This window comes from Agromyces sp. Marseille-Q5079, assembly GCF_051016555.1.
Taxonomy (GTDB): Bacteria; Actinomycetota; Actinomycetes; order Actinomycetales; family Microbacteriaceae; genus Agromyces.
The window spans coordinates 14,539-38,244 of the sequence record NZ_JBPEJF010000006.1 but is presented as its reverse complement, the minus strand read 5'-3'; the positions used below and the strand labels follow the sequence as shown (position 1 = coordinate 38,244).

Sequence of the window (23,706 nt, the reverse complement as noted above, 5' to 3'; positions counted from 1 at the left end):
GAATGGGCGCGCCCTGTGCCGGGCGCGACGACGCTGAACCGACGGGCACGGTCCGCACCGTCGCCATGGGCCACGTCCTGCCCTCGTCGCCCGCGTGGTCGAGTTGATCCACTGCGTCATGTCCCGAAGCCCATCTGGCGAATTCGGGCACGGCCGGTCGGCTTCTCTAGGCTCGCAGCCCTGAGATTCGGCACAGGCAGGCGCTCGACATCCTCAATTGCGAGCTGATCGAACACGCCAAGCTCCAGAACTTCTTCACTCGCAATCCGAAGCATCAGTCGGTCAGGGTCAACGCGGGACTGTCCGCGTGCACGTCTGGCTCGATTCTCCATCCGCGCCTCGTCCCGCAGCCTCGTCAGGTTCCGCGATACATGTACCGTCCGTGCGGCTTCGAATCGACGAATCATCCGCTCTCGCTCGCCCCTACGCACCGTCGCCATCGAGTTTCGAACCGCCGCTGCGACGTCCCGGCTCTTGAGTAGATCGACGCGCAGCCGACTTTCGAGCACCAATTCCGCGGCGCGCGCCCACATCACGTTGTCGACGTTCACAGGCGGCAGTCCTACCCGCACACGACTCGCGACGTACGCCTCAGCGAACTCGCGTATCTGCGCGTGGTGCTTCAGCATGTGCCAAGTCAGGGCTTCGCCGAACGCGGCGGTCTGGCGAAGTCGCTCAGGAAGGAGCGGGTTGGCGAAGAACGCGTCGGCGGCTCGCTCATCAGCACGCCGCTCGGCCGCGGTCGAGGGGTGGATGCGCTTCGGTGGCAGGCCCGCGCGCGCGAGCGCGCGCTTGAGGCGTCGGGCTGCCGCGTTCCTGTCGAGGTCTGCCCGATAGCGCTCAGGGTCAGCCCGACGAGCTCGCTGCAGCTCGGCGCGATACTCCTTGTGCTCCGCGGCCGAGGCGCGTTGTCGAGAACGGGTCGCTTCGGGGTCGGCATCCCGGCGAGCAGTGGCACGAGCGTTCACCTCGTCGCGGTGCCTCGCGTAGTACCGGTTGTAGTACTCGCGCACCTTGTCCCGATTGGCGTCGACCCACCACCGCTGATACTCACGCACGCGGTCGGGATGCTCCTCACGCCAGACGCGCACCCGCTCCCGTGCTCGCGCGCGGGTCGCTTCCTCGCGCCCACGTCGCGCGGCCGCCCGTCGCATGGATTCGCGATTGAGCTCGCGGGCGCGCTCGAGATGTTCCTCCCGCCACCGCTGGTTCGCGGCACGCACTCGATCGCGGTTCGCGTCGACCCACCGACGACGGGCCGCCGCATGCTCCTCGGGATGTTCGTGCCGATACCGTCGCGCCTGCTCGCGCTTCTGGGCGCGCAGGCGTTCACGCTCGGCGTCGTCCGGGTCTGGCTGGCCGACGCCACCACGTGGGCGCGCCGCCGGATCGGGCGTGGACGAGGCACTCATCAGAGTTATCTGTTCGGCGGCGGCGCCAGTTCCATGACGAGCGCGAGCAGCGCCGAGCGGTTCACGGTCGGGTCTGCGATCGTCTGAGTGATCGCCTCACGAAGACGCTCCGTATCCTCGGCCTCGAGTCCGTCGACCGCCTGCAGGCAGTAGTCGACGTCCTCCTGGATTCGGTAGGCGCCATCGGTCACAGTCACCTCGGGCAGGTAGAACAGCGCCGCGAGTGCGGTGCGACCGAGCAGGTCGTCGAATTGCTCCTGGGAGCGCGTCATGGCGGGCCTTCCTGTCGGCGGGCTGGTCGTCGACCAGCTTGCCGCGAAAGAGAGGTACGCCATCGGCACCGTGCCGGGGCGAGTTCGGTTCAGCGGTGGAGCGCGGGGTCGAGCTGGGGTTCACCGCCGCCGAATTCAACGCCGGCCTCGGAAGCTTCGGCCTCGAGTTCGAGCATGGCGAGGATGCGACGCGAGCGCGCCTCTCGAGCACGCGCGTGGAGCAGGCGCATCGCCGTGGCCGGCCCGGCGATGAGGAACTTGCACGCGTTCCACACGCACAGCAGCGCGAGCGCGCTGAACCACCCATCGTCATCCGCCATCCCGGCAAACACGAATGCGGCGAGCCCGTAGGGCACGGCGAGCAACATGGCCGGCACGCCCCACTTCAGACCGCGCCGCGTGTGCAGCGCGTCCAGCAGGCGGCTCGTGGGCATGAAGCGACGGATGAACATTCCAGTGCGGACGCTGACGGCCCAGACGAATGCGAACATGCGGCTGCTCTCCGATCGGTCGGCAGCGAGAACCTGGAGAGACGGCCTGAGCGGCGTCGTGCCGTCACGTCGGTGGCGGCGAACACATTGAATTGCTGCTTGGTCGGCACTCTAGACCCGCCCGCCGACGTTCGGAACGCCAAGGTTGACATTCGGCACTCGAGCTGCAGCGGTCGGATTCGCCTCGTCGACGACACGACGCGCCGCTTCCATGGCAGCCCGAGCCCGCGCGGCATCCGCTTTCTGTACATCGGATGCCGGTCGCTCAGCGCCGAGCGGACGACCATCCGTGATGCCGTACCGGTCGCGGTAGGCGGCAACGACGGAAACCTGGCGTCGCCACCGCGAACTTGTGGCCTCGAACGGAGGCGGCGCGCCGAGTTGACGCAGCCAGGCGGCGCGCGAGTCGATTGCACGCTCAGCCAGCGCGGCGGCGCGGGCTTCGATGAGCTCCGCACGCTCGCGCAACGCGGTCGTGGATTCGGCATCCATCGGTCCGTCAGCAACCGGAATCAGCCCCCCGATGAATCGCGATCGGCCCCGCGGCGCGGCATCCCGAGCTCGAGCGACCCGCGCCCGAAGTACGGCTGCGACGTCCACGGCATCCTCAAAGCCACGCGATCTGACCGCCGCTGCCGCGACTCGCGCGACATCCATGCCATGCGCTTCGACCCGACGCAGCTCCGCGCACAGCGGGCCGAACGCGTCGGACGCGATGACGGCGTCCGTTTGCACATCGCTGAGTCCGATGTTCCGCACGAGCGCCGTCCACCGCGAGTGCTGCGCGGCAGCCGCGATCGTCTCGTACTCCGCCGCGAGCTGCGCGATCGAGCCCACCCGTTCCTGCTCGCGGGCGAGCGCCTCGTGCGCCGACAGCTCCGCACCGACATGACGGAGCACACCGACGAGCACCGAGTGCGCTGTCGCATCGGCATCGTCGCGTGGGCGGATGCCGGTGTGCGCGGCATCCGGCCGGTCAAGCGCGACATAGGCGGTGTTCGCCTGGCGCCCGCGCGTCATCGCGACGTAGAGGTTCTCGCGGGTCATGCCGCGTGCGACGACGACATGCGCGGTGTCAGTCGTGAGTCCTTGCGCGCGATGCGCGGTGACGGCGTAGCCGAGCTCGACGTGGTGCCGCACGTACGCCGCAGGCAGTCGTGCGCTGCTCCCCCGGCGGCTACCGCTGAGGCGAACTTCGAGCGCGCCGCTTCGGTGCACGGCGAGCACGGTCCATCGATCGCCGTTGCGCACCCAAGCACGGCCGGCGTGCAGGCGCCGATCGTTCCGACGGGTGATGATCGTGTCGCCGACCGAGACGCGGGTGCCGTCGTGCAGCGCGAGCTCGCGCGTTGCATCCACGCGGCCGTCGACGATCGAGTCGGTGCGTGCACGCTCGTTCAGTGCTGCGACCGCTTCATGCGAGTCGCTGACGAGCACGCTCATGCGCCCGGCACGGGTGTCTGCGCGCCACGCGAGGTACGCGGCATCCGCCATCGCCTCGCTGTCGCCATCCTGGACGCGATCGTGCGCGAGATAGGTCTCGATGGATGTCTCGTCACCGCGTCGTAGCCCGAGCGATGCCGCCTTCTCCCAGTCGTGCACGAATCGATGGATGTCGACGAGCTCGGCGGCGTCTGTGCGATCGCGAGCGAGCATGGCGAATGCACCGCCGGCCTCGACGGACTGCAGTTGCGCGTGGTCGCCGACGAGCAGCACCTTCGCGCCGACCGCTGCGGCGAGCGCGGTCACTCGATCGAGGGCGAGGGTTCCGGCGAGGGATGCCTCGTCGACGATCACGAGCTGGCCGTTGCGGAACGCGGTGCCGCTGGTGACGTGGTTCTGCCACCACTTGGCGAGGTTCTCGGTCTGGATGCCGAGGTCTCCGGCGAGCACGTGGGCCGCGGCAGCGGAGGGGGCCAGTCCGACCACGGATCCGGGACCGTGCTCGATCTCCCATGCTCGGCGCAGGGCGGCCATTGCGGTGGTCTTGCCGGCGCCGGCTGGGCCGACGAGGAGATCGAGAGTGCGGCCGGAGGACGAGATGGATGCGAGCGCGGCGAGCTGATCGTCGGCAAGGGTCTGTTCGCCGCGGGCGCGGCGTTCATCTACCGCGTGGAGTGCGGCGAACGACGTCGTCGGGCCCGCGGCATCCGCTGCTCGCGCTCGGAGCCGAACCTCCGCGTCGAGGAGTTCATGCGAGGTGAAGACGGTCGAGTGCTTGGGCTGGAAGACCGAGGTGCCGTCCTCACGTTGAAACGTGGCCGGGCTGAGCGCGAGCTCGGTCGGCGTGAGTTGCAGCGATGCGTGTTCGGCTGCGTCGACGACGAATGCGACCACGGCCTCGCGATCGGACTGTGTTGCGAATCGGTAGTGCATCGTCTGGCGTGCAGCTTCAGCGGTGAGGTTCCAGTGCCGCCACGTTGCGCGCTTCTCGCTGACGGCATGCATCACCTGCACGCCAAGCGTTGCGATCGTCTCATGCGGCACGTCTGCAGCGTTCACCGTGTGCGGTGCAGTGGAGGCGGATGCTCGGCGCGCCCACGACGTTGCATCCTGGCCGAGCACCGCCGTCGCGCGTGCACGCCAGTCGCTCGCGAGTTCGGCGAGCGAGCGCACGTGCTTCTCTGGGCGCGTTGCAAGCGTGGCCTGCGCGCGGATGCGCACGATGGTCGCGCGGCCGGGCCGATGGCCGTGCGCGGCGGTGTACTCGGCGATGAGTCGGTCAGCGGCCGCTCCGATGTGACGCGACCGCGTCGAGAACTCCTGCACGAGAGACTCGGGCACCGATGCTATCGCCCACACCGGGTTGCGATCGCGCCCGCGTTCGCGTCGCTCCCATCCGATGCCGAGCTCGCGCGTAAGTGCGTCGGCGAGTAGTGCTTCGTGCAGCTCCGACATAGCCACAACCGACTCGTGCAACGGCCGCCCGTCGAGCGAGCGCCACTTGCCGTCGAGCGTTGTTTGCACCTTGTTACTCACCACCACGTGCGTGTGCAGGTGCGGGTCGCCCGCGCGGCTGTCGAAGTGGTCGAACGCCGTTGCGATGAGCCCGGTGACCGCGACCTGGGCGACCGCGCCGTCCGCTGCCGCAACGCCCGTGCGGGTCGCCGCCACTTCGCGTTCCATGTAGTCGACGACGCGCTCGACCGCCTGGTGGTGCGCGCGCAAGATGATCGCCTGCGTCGCGGCATCCGAAATGCCCCACAGTACGCTCGCCGACTTCGGCATCGAGAACGTGATGTCGAAGCCGGCAACCGCGCGTCGGCCGCCGTCGTACTGTGGGAACGCCCGGCCGAGCGGGTCGCGCGTGACCGGATCCACGCCTTGCCCGATTAAGAGCTGCAGGTGCTCCTCGGTGACCGTGTCCCCCGCGGCGACCGCACCACCGGCCAATCCCCCGACACCCGATCCCATCCACCGGCCCGGCGGCGTGCCCTTGACCTCGTAGTACCGAGTCAATGGGGTGGAGAGTGAGCGCTCTCCGTCAGCCGCAGCGACAGTGCGCAGTAGGTAACGGTAGCCCTGTCCTGCGCTCATCACCCGCATCGATACCGTCACCCGCGCCCACCTCCGATCACGCGAGCAAGGTGCGCGCCCTCGATCTGCAAGAGGCGTGGCAAACCGTCGATGGGCCTTGTCAGGCGATCGGATGTGGTGGGCCATCGGTCATCGGAGGTGTTGGCGTGTCGGTGGGCGGGATCTATCATTCGAACATCTATTCGAATAAAGGAGATGCGATGATCGCGACGCACACGTCTGAGCCCGTTTTCGTTTGGCTCGACGACGCCGGGGCCCCGACGCGTCTCGTTTACCGCAACGTCAGGTACCGAGTCATCGATACGCCGACGCGGCTGCCCCATCAGGCGTGGCTCTCGTACCGATCCGAGCGCCCCACCGCAGCGTCAGATCGATCGGCAGTCGGATGGCGCGTCACCGGACAATCGACGACCGACGAGACACTGGTCTTCGATCTCCGGCTCCAACCGTCGGGCTGGGTCGTCGAGAACGTGTTCGCGTAGTCCGTGGGAACCAACCGACGCTACCCCGATCTCCCCGACGAACGCCGGGACGCCATCGCCCTCGAGACCACGAAGCGCGGGTCGCCGATCTCGCTGACAACGAGCGAGGTGCGCGTTACCGGTCGACGAATCGAGCCTGAGGCGCCAGTTCCGGTCGTGGCGAACGTCAGATACCGCGTGATCTACGAAGAGCCAAGACTCGTGCAGGCCGAGGCGATCGCCTGGACGCGCGGAGCGGTGCTCATTCGATACGCCGAGCCAGAGGCTCACGGCGATCGGTATGTGTGGGTCTATGCGAACGCTGTGCGACGGCGAGCCTAGGCTGGCCCCCATATTCGGCGGCCACGGAAAGCTCGAAAGGGAGTGCTCAACCAGCCCCGAATGGGGTGGCTAACTCCGAACCTCAAGAGTCAGCCTTCGTTGCGCTTGTTGCGGCGCTGGACGCGCTCCTGGTCTAGCCGGCGCAGCCTATCCAGACGCTGCGAGGCCCGCGTGATCGAGTAGTCGCGCATCTCGTCGGCGATTTGCCATGCTTCCGTCCGGTCACCCCTGGACTCCGCTTCTCGAATCGCAACTATGTACTTGACGGCCACTTCGAGAGGCAGGAACGACGTCTCGCTATCTGGAAGGTCTGACGGGTCGCCGAATCGAAACATCGCCATGCCTTGCTACCTCGACTCCAGCGCGCGGGCATTCGCCATCTGCTCGCCCACAGCAGTCATACTCGCCGATTCAACCATCCGGACACACAGTCTCGCCATCCCTCGGGATCTGCGTTCCACGTGAAGGTATGGCCAGAGGCAACGGCGAACAGATCGATTGACCCACTTTGCAGCGCACTCCGTCGTGCCAATCCAATCGGCACGGAATCATCCGAAACGCCGTGCAGGATCAGGATCGGCGTCGACCCCCGGATGGCAACAGCCGATTGATCGAAACCTGTCACATGAGCTGACGCGGAAAGCCCAACAATACGCGCGAGAGTCGGGCAGACCAGCCATGGCAAGGCGAGCGCGCCTGTCCAGCTGGGCAAGCCCACCCGAGCACAGTTCGCCTTGATCGTCTCCACCCAGTCGAGCACGGGCGACTCGAGCACGATACCGGCCAGGCGTCTCCGCACCCCCGGGCGCTCAGCAAGTTGAAGCGCGATCGCGCCTCCCATCGACCAGCCGAACAAGACGATCCGGCGTGCACCGTTCTCGAGCGCGTATCGCACGGCGGCTTCGACGTCATCTGTCTCGAGAGCCCCGAGCGTTGAGCGCCCTCCTCCGAAAGTTGGTCCCTCACCATCGTTCCGATAGGACGCGACGAGCGAAGTCAACCCAGCCTCTGCAGCAACCTGAACCCCCCGGAGTGTCCCGGCGCGCGGGCTTCCGAGTCCGTGGATGTGAATCGCCCAGTCCCCGTCCCTTGGCTCATCCGGAGCGATCAGCCAAGCAGGAGCAGGACCAGCCGGCGTCAGAATCTCCACGTCCTGCGCGTTCAACCCCGCGTCCGCCGGGGTTCGAAAGTAGATTCCGCTCCACGAGGCACGCACCCCAGGCACGAGCGTCGCCGCCGATTCGGGCTCCACAACGTCTCGACCGACGAGACCCGCACCGACGTCATGCACCTGCGCGCCGAGTCTCACCCACTCGCCAGAATCGAGAATCAGATTGAACTTGCCGACCACTGCTGTCTGGGTTGTACGAGGGAGGATGACCATTGGCGTCTCCCCCGACGCATCCACACCGCGAACGACGAGATTGAATCGTCGTGGACCGACAGGAGCCGTCACACGTCGCGCGATGACGTAGCCGAGCCCGCCGAAGGCAAGGCCCAACGCTGCCAGCGCACCGAGCACGGCGCGAGCGGGCCTCACTGCCGCACCCGCAGCGAGGCCGAAGGTGTCGCAGTAGCGCCGACCAGATGGCGCTCGGCTGCCTCAAGCGCTTCGAGATCTGCTCCGCTCACGGAGAACGTGACTCGTGTGTCGATCATCGCGTCGCGGATCTCGACGACCTGGCGGTGCAACAGCCCCTCGGGGTCGTCCGCATCGAACTCCGCCTCCGAGTTCTGGCTGATGCCGGGGTGGACCTCGGATGCCGTCTGCCAGAGCGGGGCCAACCGGGCCGCGAGCTCACGAGTGGTCAGTTCCCGCTGCCGCGCGCGAACCGCTCGGACGAACGGCTGACCAGCGAAGCCGCTGCACAGCAGCAGAAAAGTGAGCAGATACAGCGGGCCGTACAGCACGGCCGCTGCGCTCATCAGGTCTAGGTTGCCGGCGACGTGTGAGAGGTCCATGCAGATGACGTCGACGGTCAGTGCGATGCCGAGCCCGCACCCCACGACCAGCAGCGCCGGCGGCAGTGCCAGGATGCCGCGGCTCACGCGAATCTGCGCGAACGCCACGGTGGCCATGGCTGCGAGCACGACCGCGTAGTACGTGAAGTGGATCATCGAATAGATCGCGGTCGCGGGCTGCTCGCCGAGATCCAGCATGAAGCTCGTCGTCGTCGCACCGCGCTCAATGAGGAGGAAGGCGATCGTCGCGCTGACGAGGGCTACGCCGAACGTCACGCGACTGAGTGCAATGCGCACAGCACGGGGTGGGTCATCCGCCGCCTTCATGACACCTCGACCGAGGAGGAAGACGCCAGTCATGAGTGCGAGGTCGGCGACCAGCGTGACCGCATTGGAGCCGCCAGCTGCGGTGTCGAGCGCGACGTAGACAGGATCGATATTGAGTGTCATCGAGATAGCGATCGCGACCGACGCCCAGGTGATGCTCCGCTCCACGCGTCCGCGTCGCAGCACAAGAAGGGCCGCAACAAGCAGCCACATGAGGCCGGCGACGATGACGGAGGTCACCCGAATATCTCCACGAAGCGAGAGTCGTGCGTGGTGGAGAGCCTGATGGCGGCGGCGAGACAGTCAGCCAGAGACTCTGCCGCGACCTCGTTTGGGTCGCTGAGGTTCTGCCGTCGGAGCAGCCGGCGCCTCGTGGCCGGCGGGATGTCGGGCAACAGGAAGTCGGGCACACGGAGCTCTTCGCCGTCAATATGCCCGAGGATCAAGTGTGCGAGTTCATGCAGCACGAACTGCTGGCGGTGCAGCTGGGACTCGGTCGGCGCGTGGAAGATGAGGTCCTCCGCCTCGAGCTCGACGAGCAGCGCGCAAAGATTTGCCTCGTGCCCGAGCTCCTCGAGTTCGACGATGCGGATGCTCCGCCCGCGCCGCTGCTCGACGGCAGCAACGAGAGCATCGAATGAGAAGGCGTCCCCGAGTGCGAGATCGGTCCGTGCCTTTGACACCGCGACTGCGCTGTTCACGTGTCTCCACTCCTTCCGGATCTGTGTTGGGCCAGAATCCGCGACGCATGGGCGCCGCTGCTCAAGAACGGGTGATCTCCTCATCGAGGTACCTGCTGATGGCTTTGAGCGCGTCGGGCGAGATGTCGCCCAGCGTTCGGGCAGCGTAGGCCTTCACGCGCGCCGCGCGCATCGATCGCACAAGGTCGAGTTGCGCGCTCACACGTTCGGGTGTGACGGCGCCGTGTTCGCCAGAAAGGAACTCCGGCTCGACGTTGAAGTATTCGGCGAGGCCCTCATACAGGCGGCGATCCTGCACCCAGCGGTGGCCGTTGACCATGTACGTCCAGCGGGAACGCGAGAGTTTGATGCCACGCTCGCGAAGGAACTCGGCGATCTGCGAGTAAGTCGGCTCGGCGCCGGTCTCGGCAACAGCGACGTCGATGAGCAGCCGCAGGCGGTTCGCGAGGTTCTCCGCGGCTTGGCGGTTCTCGACGTCGGCCATGCTTATCAGCCCCTCTCCCTTCGGGTCAGGCAGGGTTGGGTCGTACCGCTCATCCAGATTGAGCATCCCTCAATTTAGCAATTGAGCATGCTCAAATCAAGGGTTGCGCATGCTCAATCTTGCGTGGTAGACCCAAATCACGACTTCGTTTGAGCATGCTCAACAGAAGGAGGTTCACAGTCGGACGCATCCTCCGAACATGTCCTCGGCCATTCGGGCCCCTGTCGACGACATGATCACTCCACGCCCCCGAGGCTGACCTCGTGGGCGATCAGCACACCTCTGCCATAGCCGCAGAACCGCGCGGCCGTCGCTCCGGAAGGTGATCATTGTGTCGTCGATTCAAAGTCAGCGCGTCGAACGCGACGCCAAGATCGCGGAGCTGCACGAGCGTCTGACCGCCGCGGTCGAAGAACTCGTATCCGGCGATGCATGGATGAAGGCGCTCGAGTTCTCAGCTCGGTTCCGCCGACGGTCATTCAACAATGTGCTGCTCATCCACGCGCAGCACGCGGCCGCCTTCGAGCTCGGCACCGTTCCCGAGCCTGCGCCAACCTATGTCGCCGGATTCAAGCAGTGGCAAACGCTCGGTCGACGCGTGACCACAGGCCAACACGGGTACGCCATCCTCGCGCCCGTGACCGCTCGGTTCGCCACCTCGGAGCCGACCGATCCGAGCTCCTGGCGCAGGCTCGCGTCGATCGAGCGCCCCAGAGCCGGCGAAGTCGTGCGACCGAAACTCATCGGCGTTCGGCCGGCGTACGTCTGGGACGTCTCGCAGACCGACGGGAGGCCGCTCCCTGCGCGACCTGCACCGAAGCTGCTGCGCGGCGAGGCCCCTATCGGGCTGTGGGACGCGCTCGCCGCGCTGGTCGATCGTTCCGGTTTCACCCTGTCCACGGCACCGGATGCCGCCGCACTCGGCGGTGCGAACGGCCTAACAAACTTCGCGAACCGCACCGTGCACGTCCGTGCCGATCTCGAGCCGGCAGCGGGCGTCAAGACGCTCGCACACGAGCTGGCGCACATCCGACTGCACGACCCAGTGGCAGCGCCACAATCGGCCGAACCGCTCGCAACGGCCATCCCGACTGATCCGGACGAGGTCCCGCAGCATCGTGGCATCGCCGAGGTCGAGGCGGAGTCGGTCGCGCTCATGGTAGGCGCCGCACATGGGATGGACACCTCGGTCTTCACGGTTCCGTACGTGTCTGGCTGGGCCTCCTCAGTTCCGGAGATGTCGCTAGTCGAGGTTCTGCAGACCACGGGCGAACGGGTACGACGTGCAGCAGGCGGCATCCTCGATGAGCTCCGCACCCCACAGCTCGACGATGGCGACCCGGTCGCGCTCGAGCAGATGCACGCCACCGCAGCACGCGCACCAGCCCCGACGGCTCCCCCGACCCGACCGGCGGACCGCATCAGCACCCGGGGGCTCGCATGAGGTTCGGTGAAGTGCTGCTCGTCACGGCCAGCCTGAGCTCGCGTGACGCTGCGCAGGCTTTCGCGAACGCGGGCGTGCCGGTCTTTCCCTGCGTCGCCGGAGGCAAGCGGCCGCTGACACCGGCGGGCTTCCATGACGCGACCACCGACCACGGCGTGGTCGCCGGATGGTGGTCGACCTGGCCGAATGCGAATCCGGCTGTGCCGACCGGCGCAGCATCGGGACTCGACGTCGTCGACGTCGACGTCGCGACCGATCGATCGGGCTTCGACGCGTTCGCGGTGGCGCAGGAAGCGGGAATCCTCGACGGTGAGTACGCCCGAGTCCGCACACCCTCGGGCGGCGTGCACGTGTACTTCCCAGCCGCAGCCGATCGACCCCAACGCTGCTGGCAATCCGCGACGGCTCATATCGACTTCCGCGGCGACGGAGGATACGTCGTCGTCCCGCCGTCATGGCTGACTCTCGAGCGAGGCCGTGCCGCATACCGGCTCGCCTCACTCAGCTCAGGCGACCCGCATCCCGTCGATGCCGGCGCACTTCGCTCGTTGATCGATCCGCGCTCGATACGACCGCGAAGGGATGCCGCGAGCTCCGAGCCGTCGGCTGTGCCGTCGGGCGGCGTGGATCGTGAGCGTCTCGCCGCATGGGTCGCCCGGCTGCGGGAGGGCGAACGCAACCACGGCTTGTTCTGGGCAGCATGCCGACTCGTCGAGACTGGGCTCTCGGTTGTCGCCATCGAGGACGCACTTGGTCCGGCTGCCGCGAGCGCAGGTCTCGCCGACGCCGAGATCGCCATCACGATCCGGTCAGCTCAACGGCACCTCGCTCGGATCCCCGAAGCACGGGAAGTGTGGCAGCCGCGCCCGGTGGCCGGAACACCGATCAGTGAGCGGTCATGCAGACGGTGACGCCACGCTCGCGAGAAGTTCGATTGGCAACGCTCACCGCGGTCGCCGGCACGGTCTTCATCGCGGCGGGCGCATTCTGGCTCTCGTTCACCTCGCTCAGCGACCTGGCGCGGAGATCCGGAGTCGATACCGGCCAAGCCTGGGTGTGGCCGCTCATCGTCGACGGCATCATCGTGGTCGCGACAGTCGCCGCAGTCGCACTCGCCGGGAGCCGAGGCGCCTGGTATCCGTGGATGCTGCTGGTCGCGGGCGCCGCGATCTCGGTGGCCGCGAACGCGATACACGCGGTGGTCGCAGAGACGACCGAGGTGCCGCTCGTGCTCGCCGCATGCGTCGCGTCCGTGCCGCCGATGGTGCTGTTAGCCATCACCCACCTGACCTCGGTGCTGATGCGGTCGACGAGCGCCACCCAATGGGATGCCGCGCGCATCGCGGCATCCGTCTCTGCACCTTCGACACAGCCAGCGGCCGTCAAGCCGCGGCGAACGCTCCCGCCCACGGTGGCCACGCCCGCCGCCGCCACGCGCGGCGACGCATCGTCGCTGCGGTCGCTCGGTTGGTCGAATGCGGCGATCGCGAGAAAGCTCGGCGTGCATCCGACGACGATCGGGCGGTGGCTGAGCGACCACGTCGGCGCACCTAGCTCGCAGACCGACACCCTACGGGAAGGTGCGAGCGATGGATGAAGACGAGTTCGAGAAGTCTCGAGCGGTTGAGCATCGGCAACCTGCGAGAAGGCCTGCGCCATCGGGCGCAAGCAACGGCGACCTTCGCGAGCGCATCCGAGCGCTGGTCGACGCATCGCGGTCGTCGAGCGGGACGGAAGCGCTCACCGGAGATCCGATCGGATCCGCTCAGCGGCCCGGAATCGTCTGGGTTCGCGCCTCCGATCTGCTGAGCACGAGCACTGGGCGCGTTGCCGGCCGCGGCCTCGATCTCGAGGCGGACCTTGCTCGACGGCTGCGCCGAGCGCCGGCATCCACCCGGCGAGCGATCCGCGAGCGCGCCGCCAAACTCCCTCCCCTCTCCGAGTTCGGCCGCTCCCCCGCGACCGCCCAATTCGCCCGCCCCGGCCTCGGACGGCGGTGAATCATGAGCATCCTGCTGACCGCGGCAACACGCACCGAACCGACAGGAGGTGCCGCGATGAACTGGAGCTCAACTCGGGAGGACGCCACGCAGGCGTTTCGGGGGTCAGAAGGCCTGCGCACGTTGCTTCGGCGACTGCAGGCATCCGATGGCGAAGCCTGGCGCACCGACCCTGAAGCATCCGCGCTGCTGCAATTCGCGGCGGAGAAGTACTCGGCCTTGGCGCGCAAGCACGGCCTCGACCCGTGGGAGGCGGCCTCGGCCGCATTCGACGCGATGCGCGCGCCGGCGACGCTTCGCGCCGATGACCCGTGGGCGCTCGTCACCCGAGCAGTGCAGGTGACCTGCATCGCCGAAGAGCGCGCACAGGGACTCCTCTGCTCGGTGCATCAGGCGCGGCGGGCGAAGATATCGGCCTTTCACGACGCCGAGCGATTCAGCGACCGTGAACACGAGCTGCATGAGTATCACCCCGCATTCCGTTCCGGGCCGGTCGACATCGACCCCGAAGGCGACGAGCGCGAAGACGTGCGCGCTGCCGTGCACGATGCGATCACGCTGTTCCAGCTCCTCGGCTGGCCCCAGGACCACGCGCGTTCCGGCGTCGAGTACGTCTGCGGTCGGCTCGCAGATGCGCCCTCGCGGGCGTCCGCGTACGAATCGCTCCGACGGGATGCCGCGGCGCGCGCGCAGCTCGATCTGCCTCAGCGCGCGTGGCTGGCGATGCTCAAGGCACTGCTCGGATGCTGCGACCCATTGCACCAGCACACGGCGGCAGGCCGCGGCATCCTGTGGCGTTTGATCGTCGGTGAGCCGCTTCGCGCGCTCCTTCACGACGATGATCTGGTGGCCGAGATCGTTGTCAACACACCCCGGGTGTTCGCATGACCGATGGCCGGGGGCACATCGAGCTCGATCGGGCGATCGACTCGATTCGCGTCGGCGCGCGCCATCGACGTGACCTCGGCGATGTCGAAGCGCTCGCCGCCTCGATCGAACGGCAGGGGCTGCTGCAACCGATCACCGTCACACCCGACGGAGATCTCGTCTGCGGTGCACGCCGTCTGGCTGCCCTGCGCCTGCTCGGGCACCGACACGTCAGCGTCTGGGTGAGGTCAGGCATCTCCGACGAGCTCGCCAAGCTGCTCGCCGAGCAAGATGACAATACGCTGCACAAGTCGCTTGCGCCGACCGAGGCTGCTGCGCTCTACCGCGAGGTCAAGGAGTTGCTCGCCGAGGATGCGAAGCGCCGGCAGCTCGCGAGCAGGATTCGTGATGGCGTGGTGCCCCCGCCCGGTGCCGCACCCGGTGCGGCACCGGGCGCACGCGGCTCGGGCGACTCACGAGCCCAGGCAGCCCAGCTCGTGAGCGGCAATCGCTCGTACAACACGCACGAGCGCATCGGCCGGCTACAGCAGATCGTCGACGACGAGGATGCTCCGGCGGAAGCGCGAACCGAAGCGGCTCGGGCCTTGGAAGCGATCGACTCAGGAGCTCCCGTCAAGCCGGCGCTGCGGGCGGTGACAGACCGACTGGCGGCGAGCGAAGACGCTGAGCCAGACGCCGAACTCACTCAGCTCGCGCAGGTCGCACTTGCCCGTGTCGGTTCGGTGCCTCGGACGCGCCGTGGCGGTGCCGTGGCCGCAGGCGACACCGGCGAGTTCGCGCAGCTCCCTGCTCGTGCATTCGTTATGCAATGGACCGACCTGCACGAATGGTGGCGACACTTCGACGCAGACGAGCTCGCTGCGACGCTCACTGATCAGCAGTGGGAGCAGTTCGAAGCCACGGTCAGCGGCACGGTCGCCTTCGCTGATGCGCTTCGCGCGCGCCGTCACCGCACCATCGCCGCCACTGGCTGATTGAGCGGATGTCTCGGCGCTCCTTTCGGGTGATCACCGATCGTCCGAAGCCGGAGAAGGGAGCGCCTCGTGTCGTTCGCGCGAAGTCGTGGAGCAGCCATCGCCCTCATCGTCGCGGCCGTTATCGCTCTCGTTCTGATTGGCGTCGGCGTCTACGGTCTTCTGCGCGGACCCGCGGTTGCTCAACCGGAAGAGCATCAGACCCCTGTCGCGACCGGTCCGGTCCAGACCAACGAGCGAGTCGCATCGCCGAAGCCGCTCGCCACGACCGCGGATCCCGAGCGCTTCGCACGGATCATCACGCACGCGCTCCTCGAATGGGACACCCGCGCAGAGGGTGGCGCGGCATCGTGGGCTCAGCCGCTCATCGATGCGAGCGATGCCGATGAGGCGAACGGAGTTGCCGCCGACGTTCGCGCGTACATTCCGAGCGGAACGCTCTGGGACGAGCTGCGAACGTACGGCACCCGCCAGACACTGACCATAGAAACCGTCGAAGTGCCGGATTCCTGGATCGCCGCACGATCGCAAGCAGCAGGTCGGCAGCTGCCCGCGTCGGCATCCGCCTTCACCATCTCCGGAATCGCCGAGCGCACCGGAGTGTGGAACGGCAAGCCCGTCGAGAGCAGCCGGCCTGTGTCGTTCACCGTCTTCATCGACTGCCCGAGCGAGCACCCATGCCACCTGCTACGGCTATCCAGGCCCGATGCCCCTCTGAAGTAGCAGTGTGCGATGAACCGAATCGTCATCGTCCTGCTCGTCATCCTCTTCGTGGGCCCGCCATCGGCCCTCATCAGCGTCGCCGCATTCGTGAACCCCGCCGCGCGAGCGTGTGCGTCTGGGTCGCTCATCGTCGGCGAGATCCCCGACTCGCTCACCGCCGAGACCCGATCCGGCCAATCCATCACGCTGAACCGTCGCCAGCTCACGCACGCCGCCACGATCACGACGATCGGATCGCAGACCGTCGGCGTCGGCCGTGACGGCGTGATCACTGCGCTCATGGCCGCACTCACAGAGTCCAGCCTCCGTATGCTCGCCAACTCGGGCGCGTACCCGGAATCTGCCAGCTACCCGAACGACGGCGACGGCTCCGACCACGACTCTCTCGGACTGTTTCAGATGCGGCCGGCGTCAGGCTGGGGATCCGTCGCTGATCTCATGGACCCCACCTATCAAGCTCGCGCTTTCTACGGCGGGCCGAGTGGACCGAATGCCGGCTCACCGCGCGGCCTGCTCGACATCCCCGGCTGGCACGAACTCGATCGTGGCGCAGCAGCGCAAGCCGTTGAGGTCAGCGCCTTCCCCGACCGGTACCGCGAGTACGAGCCGGCAGCGGAGGCGATCCTCACTGCGCTCACGCGCTCGGGTGGCACCGCCGGCGTTGACGGTTCAACACCGCCGCGCGTACCCGAGACGACTCGCGTCGTATTCCCGCTCCCCGAAGGCACGTATACGAGCACCGATGGCTTCGGCTGGCGCATCGACCCTGTCACGGGCGAACGCAGATTCCATGCAGGGAGCGATCTGGCCGCTCCCGCCGGCACGCCGATCCTGGCGGTCGCCGACGGCCGCGTCGTCTTCGCCGGTGAACGCGGCACCTACGGCGGCCTGATCGTGCTCGAGCACAGCGTCGCTGAGCAGACGGTCGTCTCCTACTACGCGCACATGTACGACGAGGGCATCCACGTCGTCGTCGGCGACACTGTGGCCGCCGGCCAACACATCGGCGACGTCGGCTCAGCCGGCAAGTCGACCGGCCCACACCTGCACATCGAGATCCACCCCGGCGGTCAGGACCAGCCGGCCGTCAACGCCGTCGACTGGCTCGCTCAGCACGGCGCGGCCGGCGTCGGTGACGCGGCAGTCACGATCGCCGGATGCCGCCCCGAAAGGACCCACTGAGATGGACATCTTCCCCGACTTCGGCGCCGTCGGCGCCGCCACCCAACTCCGCAGCATCATCGGCGCACTCATGACCTACGTGCTGATCTTCGCTGTGCTCATGCTCATCGTCAGCGCGGTCACGTGGGCGCTCGCGTCCGTGAACGGCCACGTTCAAACGGCCACACGCGCACGCATAGGTGTGTGGATCGCGCTAGGTTCATCCGCCTTGGCGGGTTTCGGCGTCGCCTGGGTGAATTACCTGCTCAGGCTCGGCGCTTCTCTCTAGCTGGGCAACCGCACGGTTACTCCCATGATTTCGATCTGCCGCGGCTAACGGCGGACTCGTCGATCGCGGGCATGCCGAGTTCAGGTAGGGAGAGGACACGCTCTGCGCCCATTGCCAGAAGTTCGGCCATCACAGCGCGCTCAACCTCGCCCTTGCGTGCGCCAATGTCGGCAAGCTGAACATCGCAGAGCGAACTCATGAGGCGCGCCTTCTCCGTCCGAACGCTAGCCAAGCTGCCGTGCTGGGTGCCAACGCCCGAGATCGCGAGCTTGTCCGGCGCGTATCCATCCAGAATCGCAAAGACGCTTGCCTGCTCGAATCCGTTCACCGAGTGCGCAACGTACTTGTTCCTCAGCGCCATGACGAAGTTGTGAGTGACGCGTTGTTCGTCGGAATACACGTTCACACTCGCACGCGCAGAGTGACGCATGCCCGTACCGAAGGCGCGCCCATACATTATGATTCCGGCGATCCAGAATGCTTGATTCGCGGAAGCCGGGTCCTTCTGGCCGTCTGGAATCGCCGCGTAGGAATCGAAGAATGCACGCGCCATTTCGAAGTCACGCGCGAGACTCGCCAGATCGGCGGCCGTGGATGCTGAACCTCCCGTGACCTTGACGGCGCGCTCGTGCGGTTTCAGGCCGAGCGTGGCACGAATGCGACGCCGTTGCTCCTCGAAGCTCCCAAAGAAGACCATTCCGCAACGCTAGTGCGTCTCACGGCGCAGCTCAGTTGGAACTGGTCGCGCACCTAGGAACGAGTCACATCGAGCCTCGAGGAGCCCACCATGATCGACATCGACCCCAACGGAACCGGCCTCCCCGGTATCGACCAACTCCGTGTCATCGTCGGCGCGGTCATGACGGTCGGCTTGATCCTTGCTGTCCTTGCGCTGATCGTCGCGGCGATCGTGTGGGGCTTCGGCGCGAACTCGTCGAACCCGCATCTCGCGTCGCGTGGCAAGGCCGGCGTACTAATCGCGTGCGGTGCCGCGGTCATCTGCGGTGCAGCGGTGACGCTGACGAACTTCTTCTGGAACGTCGGCCAAACGATCTAGCCCCGCACGGCGCACGCCGAAGCCATCATGAGCGTCTGCGACATCCCCGTCATCGCCGAAGTCTGCACGACCGTCGGCGAAGGCACTGCGTCGCTCGTGACCGCCCCGTTCGACTGGCTGGCCTCAGCAATGGGCTCGGCGGCGGCGTGGATGTTCGAGGCCGTTTGGACGGCGTTCGACACCACGACCCTCGTCGACGTCACCGACCCTACCTACCTGCAGGTCTTCAATTTGCTCTTCGGCGTCGCCGTCTTCGTGACCCTCATCTTCTTCTTCCTCCAGCTCATCATGGGCCTCATCCACCGGGATCCGACTGCGCTCCCCCGTGCCGGCCTCGGCCTCGCGAAGTCGATCCTCGGTTCGTTCGTGATCGTCGGTCTGACTGCACTGCTGCTCGAGATCACCGACCAGCTGTCTATCGGAATCGTTCAGGCCACCGGCAACACGATGGAAGGGATGGGCGACCGCATCGCCCTCCTCGCCGGCGGGCTCGCGACGATCAACATCGGCGCCCCGGGCGTCGGCGCGATCATCACGATCTTCCTCTCCGCCCTTGCGATCAGCGGCGCCGCGATCGTGTGGTTCTCCCTGCTGATCCGAAAAGCGCTCCTGCTGGTCGCGGTCGTGTTCGGGCCTATCGCGTTGGCTGGCATGACGTGGGATGCCACCAAGGGCTGGCTCGGTAAATGGGTCGCGTTTGTCGTGGCGCTCGTGCTGTCGAAGCTCGTACTCGTCGTGATCTTCCTCGTCGCCATCGCACAGGTCGCTGCCCCGATCGACGCCGACCTCGCGTCGATCAGTGATCCGATCGCCGGCATCGTGTTGATGTTCGTCGCGGCGTTCGCGCCGTACATCACGTACAAGTTCCTGAACTTCGTGGGCTTCGACATGTACCACGCGATGTCCAGCGAGCAGGAGGCCAAGTCGGCGCTGAATCGCCCCGTGCCGGTGCCGCACGGGCCGAACTTGGACAGCGCCAAGAAGGTGCTCGACGGCGGGAGCTCGGGGAGCGACTCGACCGCGGGCGCTCCTGCATCGCCGACCGGGGCCACAGCGGGCCACGCCGGGTCCAAGGGCGCCTCCGCGACCGCCGCAGGCCGCGGGGCGGCCTCGACGGCAGGTGCAGGCTCCTCCGGAGGCGGCGCCGCATCTGGGGCCACCGCAGCAGGCGCTGGCGCAGCGGCGGGCCCCATCGGCCTAGCGGCGGTCACAGGTGCCCAGGTAGTCGGCGCGACGGCGAGCGCAGGCCGTCAATTCGGCAGCTCCCTCGGGCAGGCGGGCGATTCCCACACGAACGCCGCCGACGCATCCGCGGCGCCCGTGTATCCGTCAACCGCGCCGACAGTCGGGCCCAAGCCACTGGGCCCGATCCCCGCGACCATCCCTCCATCACCTCCACGGAAGGCCTAACCCATGCACACAGATGCCGCACTCACCGGCACCGGGCTCACGCCTGTACAGTTCTCTCGTCTGACCAAACGGGGCGTGCTGCTCGGCCTCTCGCTGCCGCAACTCATCGCGCTCGGCTTCGCCCTCGTCATGATCGTCAGCGCCCTCTACTCCTCTGGAGCCAGCGGCGTCGCATGGACATCGCCGTTCTGGGGCTCCGCCGCATTGTCCGCGGTCATACCCATCGGCGGTCGCAAGCTCGTTGAGTGGGTCCCGATCATGACCAAGTGGATGCTTCGCGCTGCGCGCGGCCAGCTCACCTACCGTCGACGCATCCTGCACCCGCGCCCCGCAGGCTCCCTCGCCCTGCCCGGCGATGCGGCGGCACTCCGCGAATGGCACGACCCAGAGTCCGGTGCCGTCATGATCCATGACCCGCACGAGCAGACGCTCACCGCGATCGTCGCGATCTCACATCCGGCTTTCGCGTTGGTCGATCATGGCGAACAGCAACGCCGGGTTCAGTCATGGGGGCGAGTACTCGCCAGCACATGCCGTTCCGGACGGATCGCCCGCATCCAGGTGAACGAACGCACGCTACCCGACTCCGGCACCGGGCTCGCCGAGTGGTGGGAGCGTCACGGCAGCGACGACGACTCATGGGCCGCGAACACCTACCGCGACCTCATCGATCGCGCTGGCCCGGCCGGTGAGAGACACGCGACGACGATCAGCCTCGCCATCGATCTGAATGCCTCGGCCCGGCAAGTGCGAGCGAACGGCGGCGGCATGCGTGGCGCAGCCACCGTCCTCCGCAACGAGATGACCGCCCTCTCCGGAGCACTCCGCACAGCTGACCTGATCGTCAGCGGCTGGCTCTCTGCCGCAGACCTCGCGGCTGCGCTTCGCACCGCATACGACCCTGCGGTCGGCGTGGAACTCGACCGCCATCCAGGCGTCGGCCGCGACCTCGCCACGGCTGGCCCGGTTGCCGTGACCGAAACATGGGACCGGATCCGCACCGACACAGCCCACCACGCCGTGCTCTGGATCAGCGAGTGGCCGAGATCGCAGGTCTACCCCGGCTTCCTCGCACCCCTCGTCTTCACGAACGGCGTGCTCCGCACACTCGCCCTGCATTACATCCCGGTACGCGCCGATCAAGCGGCCCGCGACCTTCGCAAGAAGAAGACCGAACTCATCAGCGACGCCCACCAGCGCAGCCGCATCGGCCAGATCGAGGATGCCTCCGCCACCGCGGAATACGGCGACGTCCTCAAGCAAGAGGCAGACCTAACGGCCGGCCACGGTGTTCTTCGTGCGACCGGGCTCATCGCAGTCTCGGCGCCCACCGTCTATGAGCTCGACGCCGCCATCGCGACTATCGAGCAGGCGGCGATCCAGGCGTCCTGTGAGGTTCGTCGACTCATCGGCCAGCAAGCCCAAGCATTCGCTGCTGGAAGCCTGCCGCTCTGTCGCTCAATTTGATGAACGCCTTTCTACAGGGGTTTCATGGTTGCCTGCGTGACCTGCCAGACCAGCCAAGCGCTACTGTCGGGCGCGACCGTATCCGATGAGATCACGACCCCAAACCCATCCGTGGGAGCGCGCCTTGAGACAGGGCCATGGGGGTGTCCCTTCTCCATGAAGCCCCCGGAGCGAGCTACGGGTTCAGTCGGAGACCGAAGTGATGACCAATCGACGCCAGAGGTGCGGTGCCTGCCGCTTCAATTCACGCCACGGGGATTCGTCGCTTCCCTCGTGGTGCGCGATCCATGACTTCACGCCATGATGTTCTTCCTTGAAGGCAAGAACTAGTGCGCGAACTTCGTCGGTTCCTCGCGTCGTCACGGCGCTGTTGCCTACCTCGCGTAGTCGTCGAATCTCCCGGCGCCGACCTTCGATTACGGGCTCGAATCCGAGGACTGGAAGTACGCGCAACGTTTCAGCGGCGCGTTCGTCCGGCTCAAACATCGGGGGCCGCATCCTGGGCGCAATTACGCCAGTCTCCATATCCAGGTAGAGGTACTCCCAGGGGCACTCTCGGTCGGGGCGAATGGCGAGTGGCTGCCCGGTCGCTGGGTCAAAAGTGATTCTCGCGCCCTTGCGCCGGTTGCAGTTGTCGCAGATCCAGTAGAGGTTCCTCCAGTCGAAGGTGTGCTCGAAGTGCGGCGAGATGGGGAGGAAATGGTCGACCGTGGCCCCGAGTGAATCCGAACAATAGGCACACCGCTCGGTGGCACCCGACATGCGCCGAAGTTCGACGATAAGTGGCTCACTGGACTTGGCGTTGCGGAACCTCTTCCATTCTTCTCGAGCCGCCAACGAGTCGCTTACACCAGCCTGCTCGGCCTTCAGCAAGAGGCGGAATTGGAGCGGCAGCAGTGAGCGGTGTAGTCGTCTCATTCGACAGGTGAGCCGAAATCGGTCTTCACGTCATAGTCGGCGGAAAAAAGAGCGAGATCATCGAACTCCGCCTGCTCGCCTGCGCTCAACGCCCCACCAGCGGCCTGCTTTGCTTTGAGAGAGGCGCGCCGCGTTCGAGCCTGGACCGCCCGCGGAGATCGTGTGTGTTCGAGATCGAACGCCGGTGAGAGAAGGATCTCATCGGGTTTGCCCGCGATCACGGCGTCGAAGTCGGTGCGGGAGAGTTGGAAGGGGGCTCGTTGCGTTGACGGCGACGGGATGTTGTAAATACGGCCGCCGTCCGCGGCCTGACAGACGATAGGGCTATGGGTGGTGACGATGAACTGCACCTTCGGGAAGTGCGACTTCAACCAAAAGCCAATCTCTCGCTGCCACGCAGGATGCAAGTGTGCGTCAATCTCGTCGATGAGCACGACGCCAGGCCGTGCGACCACCGGCCCCTGCTCCGTTATCTCGACAAGGCCCTTGGCGCCGTATGCCGTAAGCATGTGTCGATAGATATCCATCAGCATGGCTAGCGCAGAACGGTATCCGTCACTCATGTCCGACAGTGGCACGACGCGACCTGCCGAGTCCTCCAAGGAAATCCCGTCGGACGTCACACCCTTGATCCGCACTCCCTCACGAAGAAAGTCGTGGGCCACTAGTGTTATCAGCCCATCTAGCGCTTCGGCAGACTCCGCATTGTCCTCGAGGCGCTGGTAGTTCAGCTGCTTTGCCCACTCCTCCCCCTCGCTGAGCGTTGCGTCTTCTTTGAAGAGTGTGGCGAAGTGGGGGATTCGACCCGGGATGACCATGAGACGTTGCGCGTCAGGAGAGCTGCCATACATGCGTCGGAAGGGACCGTAGCCCAGAGTGAACCAGCCATTGGTGCTCGGCGCCCAAGGACCATTTGTCGCACTCTTTCGTTTGTTTCGGAACACGTCAGTGGCAGAAATCACCCACGTTTGATCAGGGCGAGCGCCGGCCACGTCAGTTCGCGTGATTGCAACCTCCGCCCAGAAGGTTGATTGGACCGGCTGACCACCCTTCGCGGTGCGATCGATGAGGTGGTCCGGGGTGATCTCCACGGAGACAGTTCCCTCGCTCTGACCTTCGGTGACCCATCCGCGGAGGTCCTGCACGAGTCCCCGGGACTGCTCGGGCCCGAGAATCGCGAGCGCGATCGCGCGGAGTAGCGCAGTCTTGCCCGAGCCATTGTCACCAGTGATGACTGACCAGCCCTCGTGCACATCGTCGGTCGTCGCAAAATCCAGGTCGGCCTCGGTGAAGCCTTTGATGTTGCGCAGACTGACGCGATTTACATACATGCCGTCCTCCAGGCGTTGTTGAGATGTCCGGCGTGTTGGTGAAGACAGGACTGCT

At 66.5% G+C, this 23,706-nt stretch carries 24 protein-coding genes; 12 read left to right on the top strand and 12 right to left on the bottom strand.

Annotated elements, in window-relative coordinates:
- Positions 1 to 116: 116 nt before the first annotated feature.
- The 9 genes from ACR3IO_RS14170 to ACR3IO_RS14130 form a co-directional block, all read right to left on the bottom strand.
- A complete protein-coding gene (locus tag ACR3IO_RS14170) occupies positions 117 to 1,412 on the bottom strand; it encodes a hypothetical protein (protein ID WP_434071861.1) in 1,296 nt (431 codons plus the stop codon).
- A 5-nt stretch (positions 1,413 to 1,417) separates the two neighbouring features.
- On the bottom strand, positions 1,418 to 1,684 hold the full coding sequence (locus ACR3IO_RS14165; protein WP_434071860.1) for a hypothetical protein: 267 nt from the start codon (positions 1,682 to 1,684) through the stop codon (positions 1,418 to 1,420).
- Between the two features lie 89 nt (positions 1,685 to 1,773).
- Entirely contained in the window at positions 1,774 to 2,118 is a 345-nt protein-coding gene (locus tag ACR3IO_RS14160) for a sulfate permease (protein ID WP_434071859.1), read from the bottom strand.
- Positions 2,119 to 2,286: 168 nt separating this feature from the next.
- Positions 2,287 to 5,721, bottom strand: coding sequence for a MobF family relaxase (gene mobF / locus ACR3IO_RS14155; protein ID WP_434072013.1), 3,435 nt, complete (start codon positions 5,719 to 5,721; stop codon positions 2,287 to 2,289).
- 883 nt (positions 5,722 to 6,604) lie between these two features.
- Positions 6,605 to 6,856 carry a hypothetical protein gene (locus tag ACR3IO_RS14150; RefSeq protein WP_434071858.1) on the bottom strand — a complete coding sequence of 84 codons (252 nt, stop codon included), beginning with the start codon at positions 6,854 to 6,856 and terminating at the stop codon, positions 6,605 to 6,607.
- A gap of 56 nt (positions 6,857 to 6,912) precedes the next feature.
- The gene (locus ACR3IO_RS14145; RefSeq protein WP_434071857.1) at positions 6,913 to 8,037 is read right to left on the bottom strand and encodes an alpha/beta hydrolase family protein; all 1,125 of its coding nucleotides are present in this window, start codon (positions 8,035 to 8,037) and stop codon (positions 6,913 to 6,915) included.
- A gap of 14 nt (positions 8,038 to 8,051) precedes the next feature.
- A complete protein-coding gene (locus tag ACR3IO_RS14140; RefSeq protein WP_434071856.1) occupies positions 8,052 to 9,044 on the bottom strand; it encodes a DUF6545 domain-containing protein in 993 nt (330 codons plus the stop codon).
- Complete coding sequence (locus tag ACR3IO_RS14135; RefSeq protein WP_434071855.1) at positions 9,041 to 9,505, bottom strand: hypothetical protein; 465 nt, start codon at positions 9,503 to 9,505, stop codon at positions 9,041 to 9,043. The genes ACR3IO_RS14140 and ACR3IO_RS14135 overlap by 4 nt, the downstream gene beginning before the upstream one ends.
- 61 nt (positions 9,506 to 9,566) lie before the next feature.
- Positions 9,567 to 9,989 carry a hypothetical protein gene (locus tag ACR3IO_RS14130; RefSeq protein ID WP_434071854.1) on the bottom strand — a complete coding sequence of 141 codons (423 nt, stop codon included), beginning with the start codon at positions 9,987 to 9,989 and terminating at the stop codon, positions 9,567 to 9,569.
- A gap of 322 nt (positions 9,990 to 10,311) precedes the next feature.
- Between ACR3IO_RS14130 and ACR3IO_RS14125 the strand changes: the two genes are divergently transcribed.
- From ACR3IO_RS14125 to ACR3IO_RS14085, 9 genes are all read left to right on the top strand, one after another.
- Entirely contained in the window at positions 10,312 to 11,433 is a 1,122-nt protein-coding gene (locus ACR3IO_RS14125; protein WP_434071853.1) for an ArdC family protein, read from the top strand.
- An 11-nt stretch (positions 11,434 to 11,444) separates the two neighbouring features.
- Positions 11,445 to 12,344, top strand: a complete 900-nt coding sequence (locus ACR3IO_RS14120; RefSeq protein WP_434071852.1) for a bifunctional DNA primase/polymerase — start codon at positions 11,445 to 11,447, stop codon at positions 12,342 to 12,344.
- Positions 12,332 to 13,030 carry a DUF2637 domain-containing protein gene (locus tag ACR3IO_RS14115; RefSeq protein ID WP_434071851.1) on the top strand — a complete coding sequence of 233 codons (699 nt, stop codon included), beginning with the start codon at positions 12,332 to 12,334 and terminating at the stop codon, positions 13,028 to 13,030. The genes ACR3IO_RS14120 and ACR3IO_RS14115 overlap by 13 nt, the downstream gene beginning before the upstream one ends.
- Positions 13,023 to 13,433 (top strand): hypothetical protein, encoded by a 411-nt coding sequence (locus tag ACR3IO_RS14110; RefSeq protein WP_434071850.1) that lies wholly within the window; start codon positions 13,023 to 13,025, stop codon positions 13,431 to 13,433. Before ACR3IO_RS14115 ends, ACR3IO_RS14110 begins: the two co-directional genes overlap by 8 nt.
- Positions 13,434 to 13,436: 3 nt before the next feature.
- On the top strand, positions 13,437 to 14,321 hold the full coding sequence (locus tag ACR3IO_RS14105) for a hypothetical protein (RefSeq protein ID WP_434071849.1): 885 nt from the start codon (positions 13,437 to 13,439) through the stop codon (positions 14,319 to 14,321).
- A complete protein-coding gene (locus tag ACR3IO_RS14100; RefSeq protein WP_434071848.1) occupies positions 14,318 to 15,295 on the top strand; it encodes a ParB N-terminal domain-containing protein in 978 nt (325 codons plus the stop codon). The genes ACR3IO_RS14105 and ACR3IO_RS14100 overlap by 4 nt, the downstream gene beginning before the upstream one ends.
- 69 nt (positions 15,296 to 15,364) lie before the next feature.
- A complete protein-coding gene (locus ACR3IO_RS14095) occupies positions 15,365 to 16,018 on the top strand; it encodes a hypothetical protein (protein ID WP_434071847.1) in 654 nt (217 codons plus the stop codon).
- A gap of 9 nt (positions 16,019 to 16,027) precedes the next feature.
- Positions 16,028 to 17,200 carry a M23 family metallopeptidase gene (locus ACR3IO_RS14090; protein WP_434071846.1) on the top strand — a complete coding sequence of 391 codons (1,173 nt, stop codon included), beginning with the start codon at positions 16,028 to 16,030 and terminating at the stop codon, positions 17,198 to 17,200.
- Between the two features lies 1 nt (position 17,201).
- Complete coding sequence (locus ACR3IO_RS14085; protein ID WP_434071845.1) at positions 17,202 to 17,468, top strand: DUF6112 family protein; 267 nt, start codon at positions 17,202 to 17,204, stop codon at positions 17,466 to 17,468.
- Positions 17,469 to 17,484: 16 nt separating this feature from the next.
- Here ACR3IO_RS14085 and ACR3IO_RS14080 read toward each other — a convergent pair whose 3' ends face one another.
- Complete coding sequence (locus tag ACR3IO_RS14080; RefSeq protein ID WP_434071844.1) at positions 17,485 to 18,165, bottom strand: hypothetical protein; 681 nt, start codon at positions 18,163 to 18,165, stop codon at positions 17,485 to 17,487.
- 90 nt (positions 18,166 to 18,255) lie between these two features.
- Here ACR3IO_RS14080 and ACR3IO_RS14075 point away from each other — a divergent pair, with 90 nt between their 5' ends.
- The 3 genes from ACR3IO_RS14075 to ACR3IO_RS14065 are packed head-to-tail and all read left to right on the top strand — an operon-like array spanning position 18,256 to position 21,402.
- The gene (locus tag ACR3IO_RS14075) at positions 18,256 to 18,525 is read left to right on the top strand and encodes a DUF6112 family protein (RefSeq protein WP_434071843.1); all 270 of its coding nucleotides are present in this window, start codon (positions 18,256 to 18,258) and stop codon (positions 18,523 to 18,525) included.
- Positions 18,526 to 18,552: 27 nt separating this feature from the next.
- Complete coding sequence (locus tag ACR3IO_RS14070; protein ID WP_434071842.1) at positions 18,553 to 19,935, top strand: conjugal transfer protein TrbL; 1,383 nt, start codon at positions 18,553 to 18,555, stop codon at positions 19,933 to 19,935.
- A 3-nt stretch (positions 19,936 to 19,938) separates the two neighbouring features.
- The gene (locus ACR3IO_RS14065; RefSeq protein ID WP_434071841.1) at positions 19,939 to 21,402 is read left to right on the top strand and encodes an SCO6880 family protein; all 1,464 of its coding nucleotides are present in this window, start codon (positions 19,939 to 19,941) and stop codon (positions 21,400 to 21,402) included.
- 183 nt (positions 21,403 to 21,585) lie between these two features.
- Here ACR3IO_RS14065 and ACR3IO_RS14060 read toward each other — a convergent pair whose 3' ends face one another.
- The gene (locus tag ACR3IO_RS14060) at positions 21,586 to 22,275 is read right to left on the bottom strand and encodes an HNH endonuclease (protein WP_434071840.1); all 690 of its coding nucleotides are present in this window, start codon (positions 22,273 to 22,275) and stop codon (positions 21,586 to 21,588) included.
- 41 nt (positions 22,276 to 22,316) lie between these two features.
- On the bottom strand, positions 22,317 to 23,651 hold the full coding sequence (locus ACR3IO_RS14055; RefSeq protein ID WP_434071839.1) for an AAA family ATPase: 1,335 nt from the start codon (positions 23,649 to 23,651) through the stop codon (positions 22,317 to 22,319).
- Positions 23,652 to 23,706: the final 55 nt, after the last annotated feature.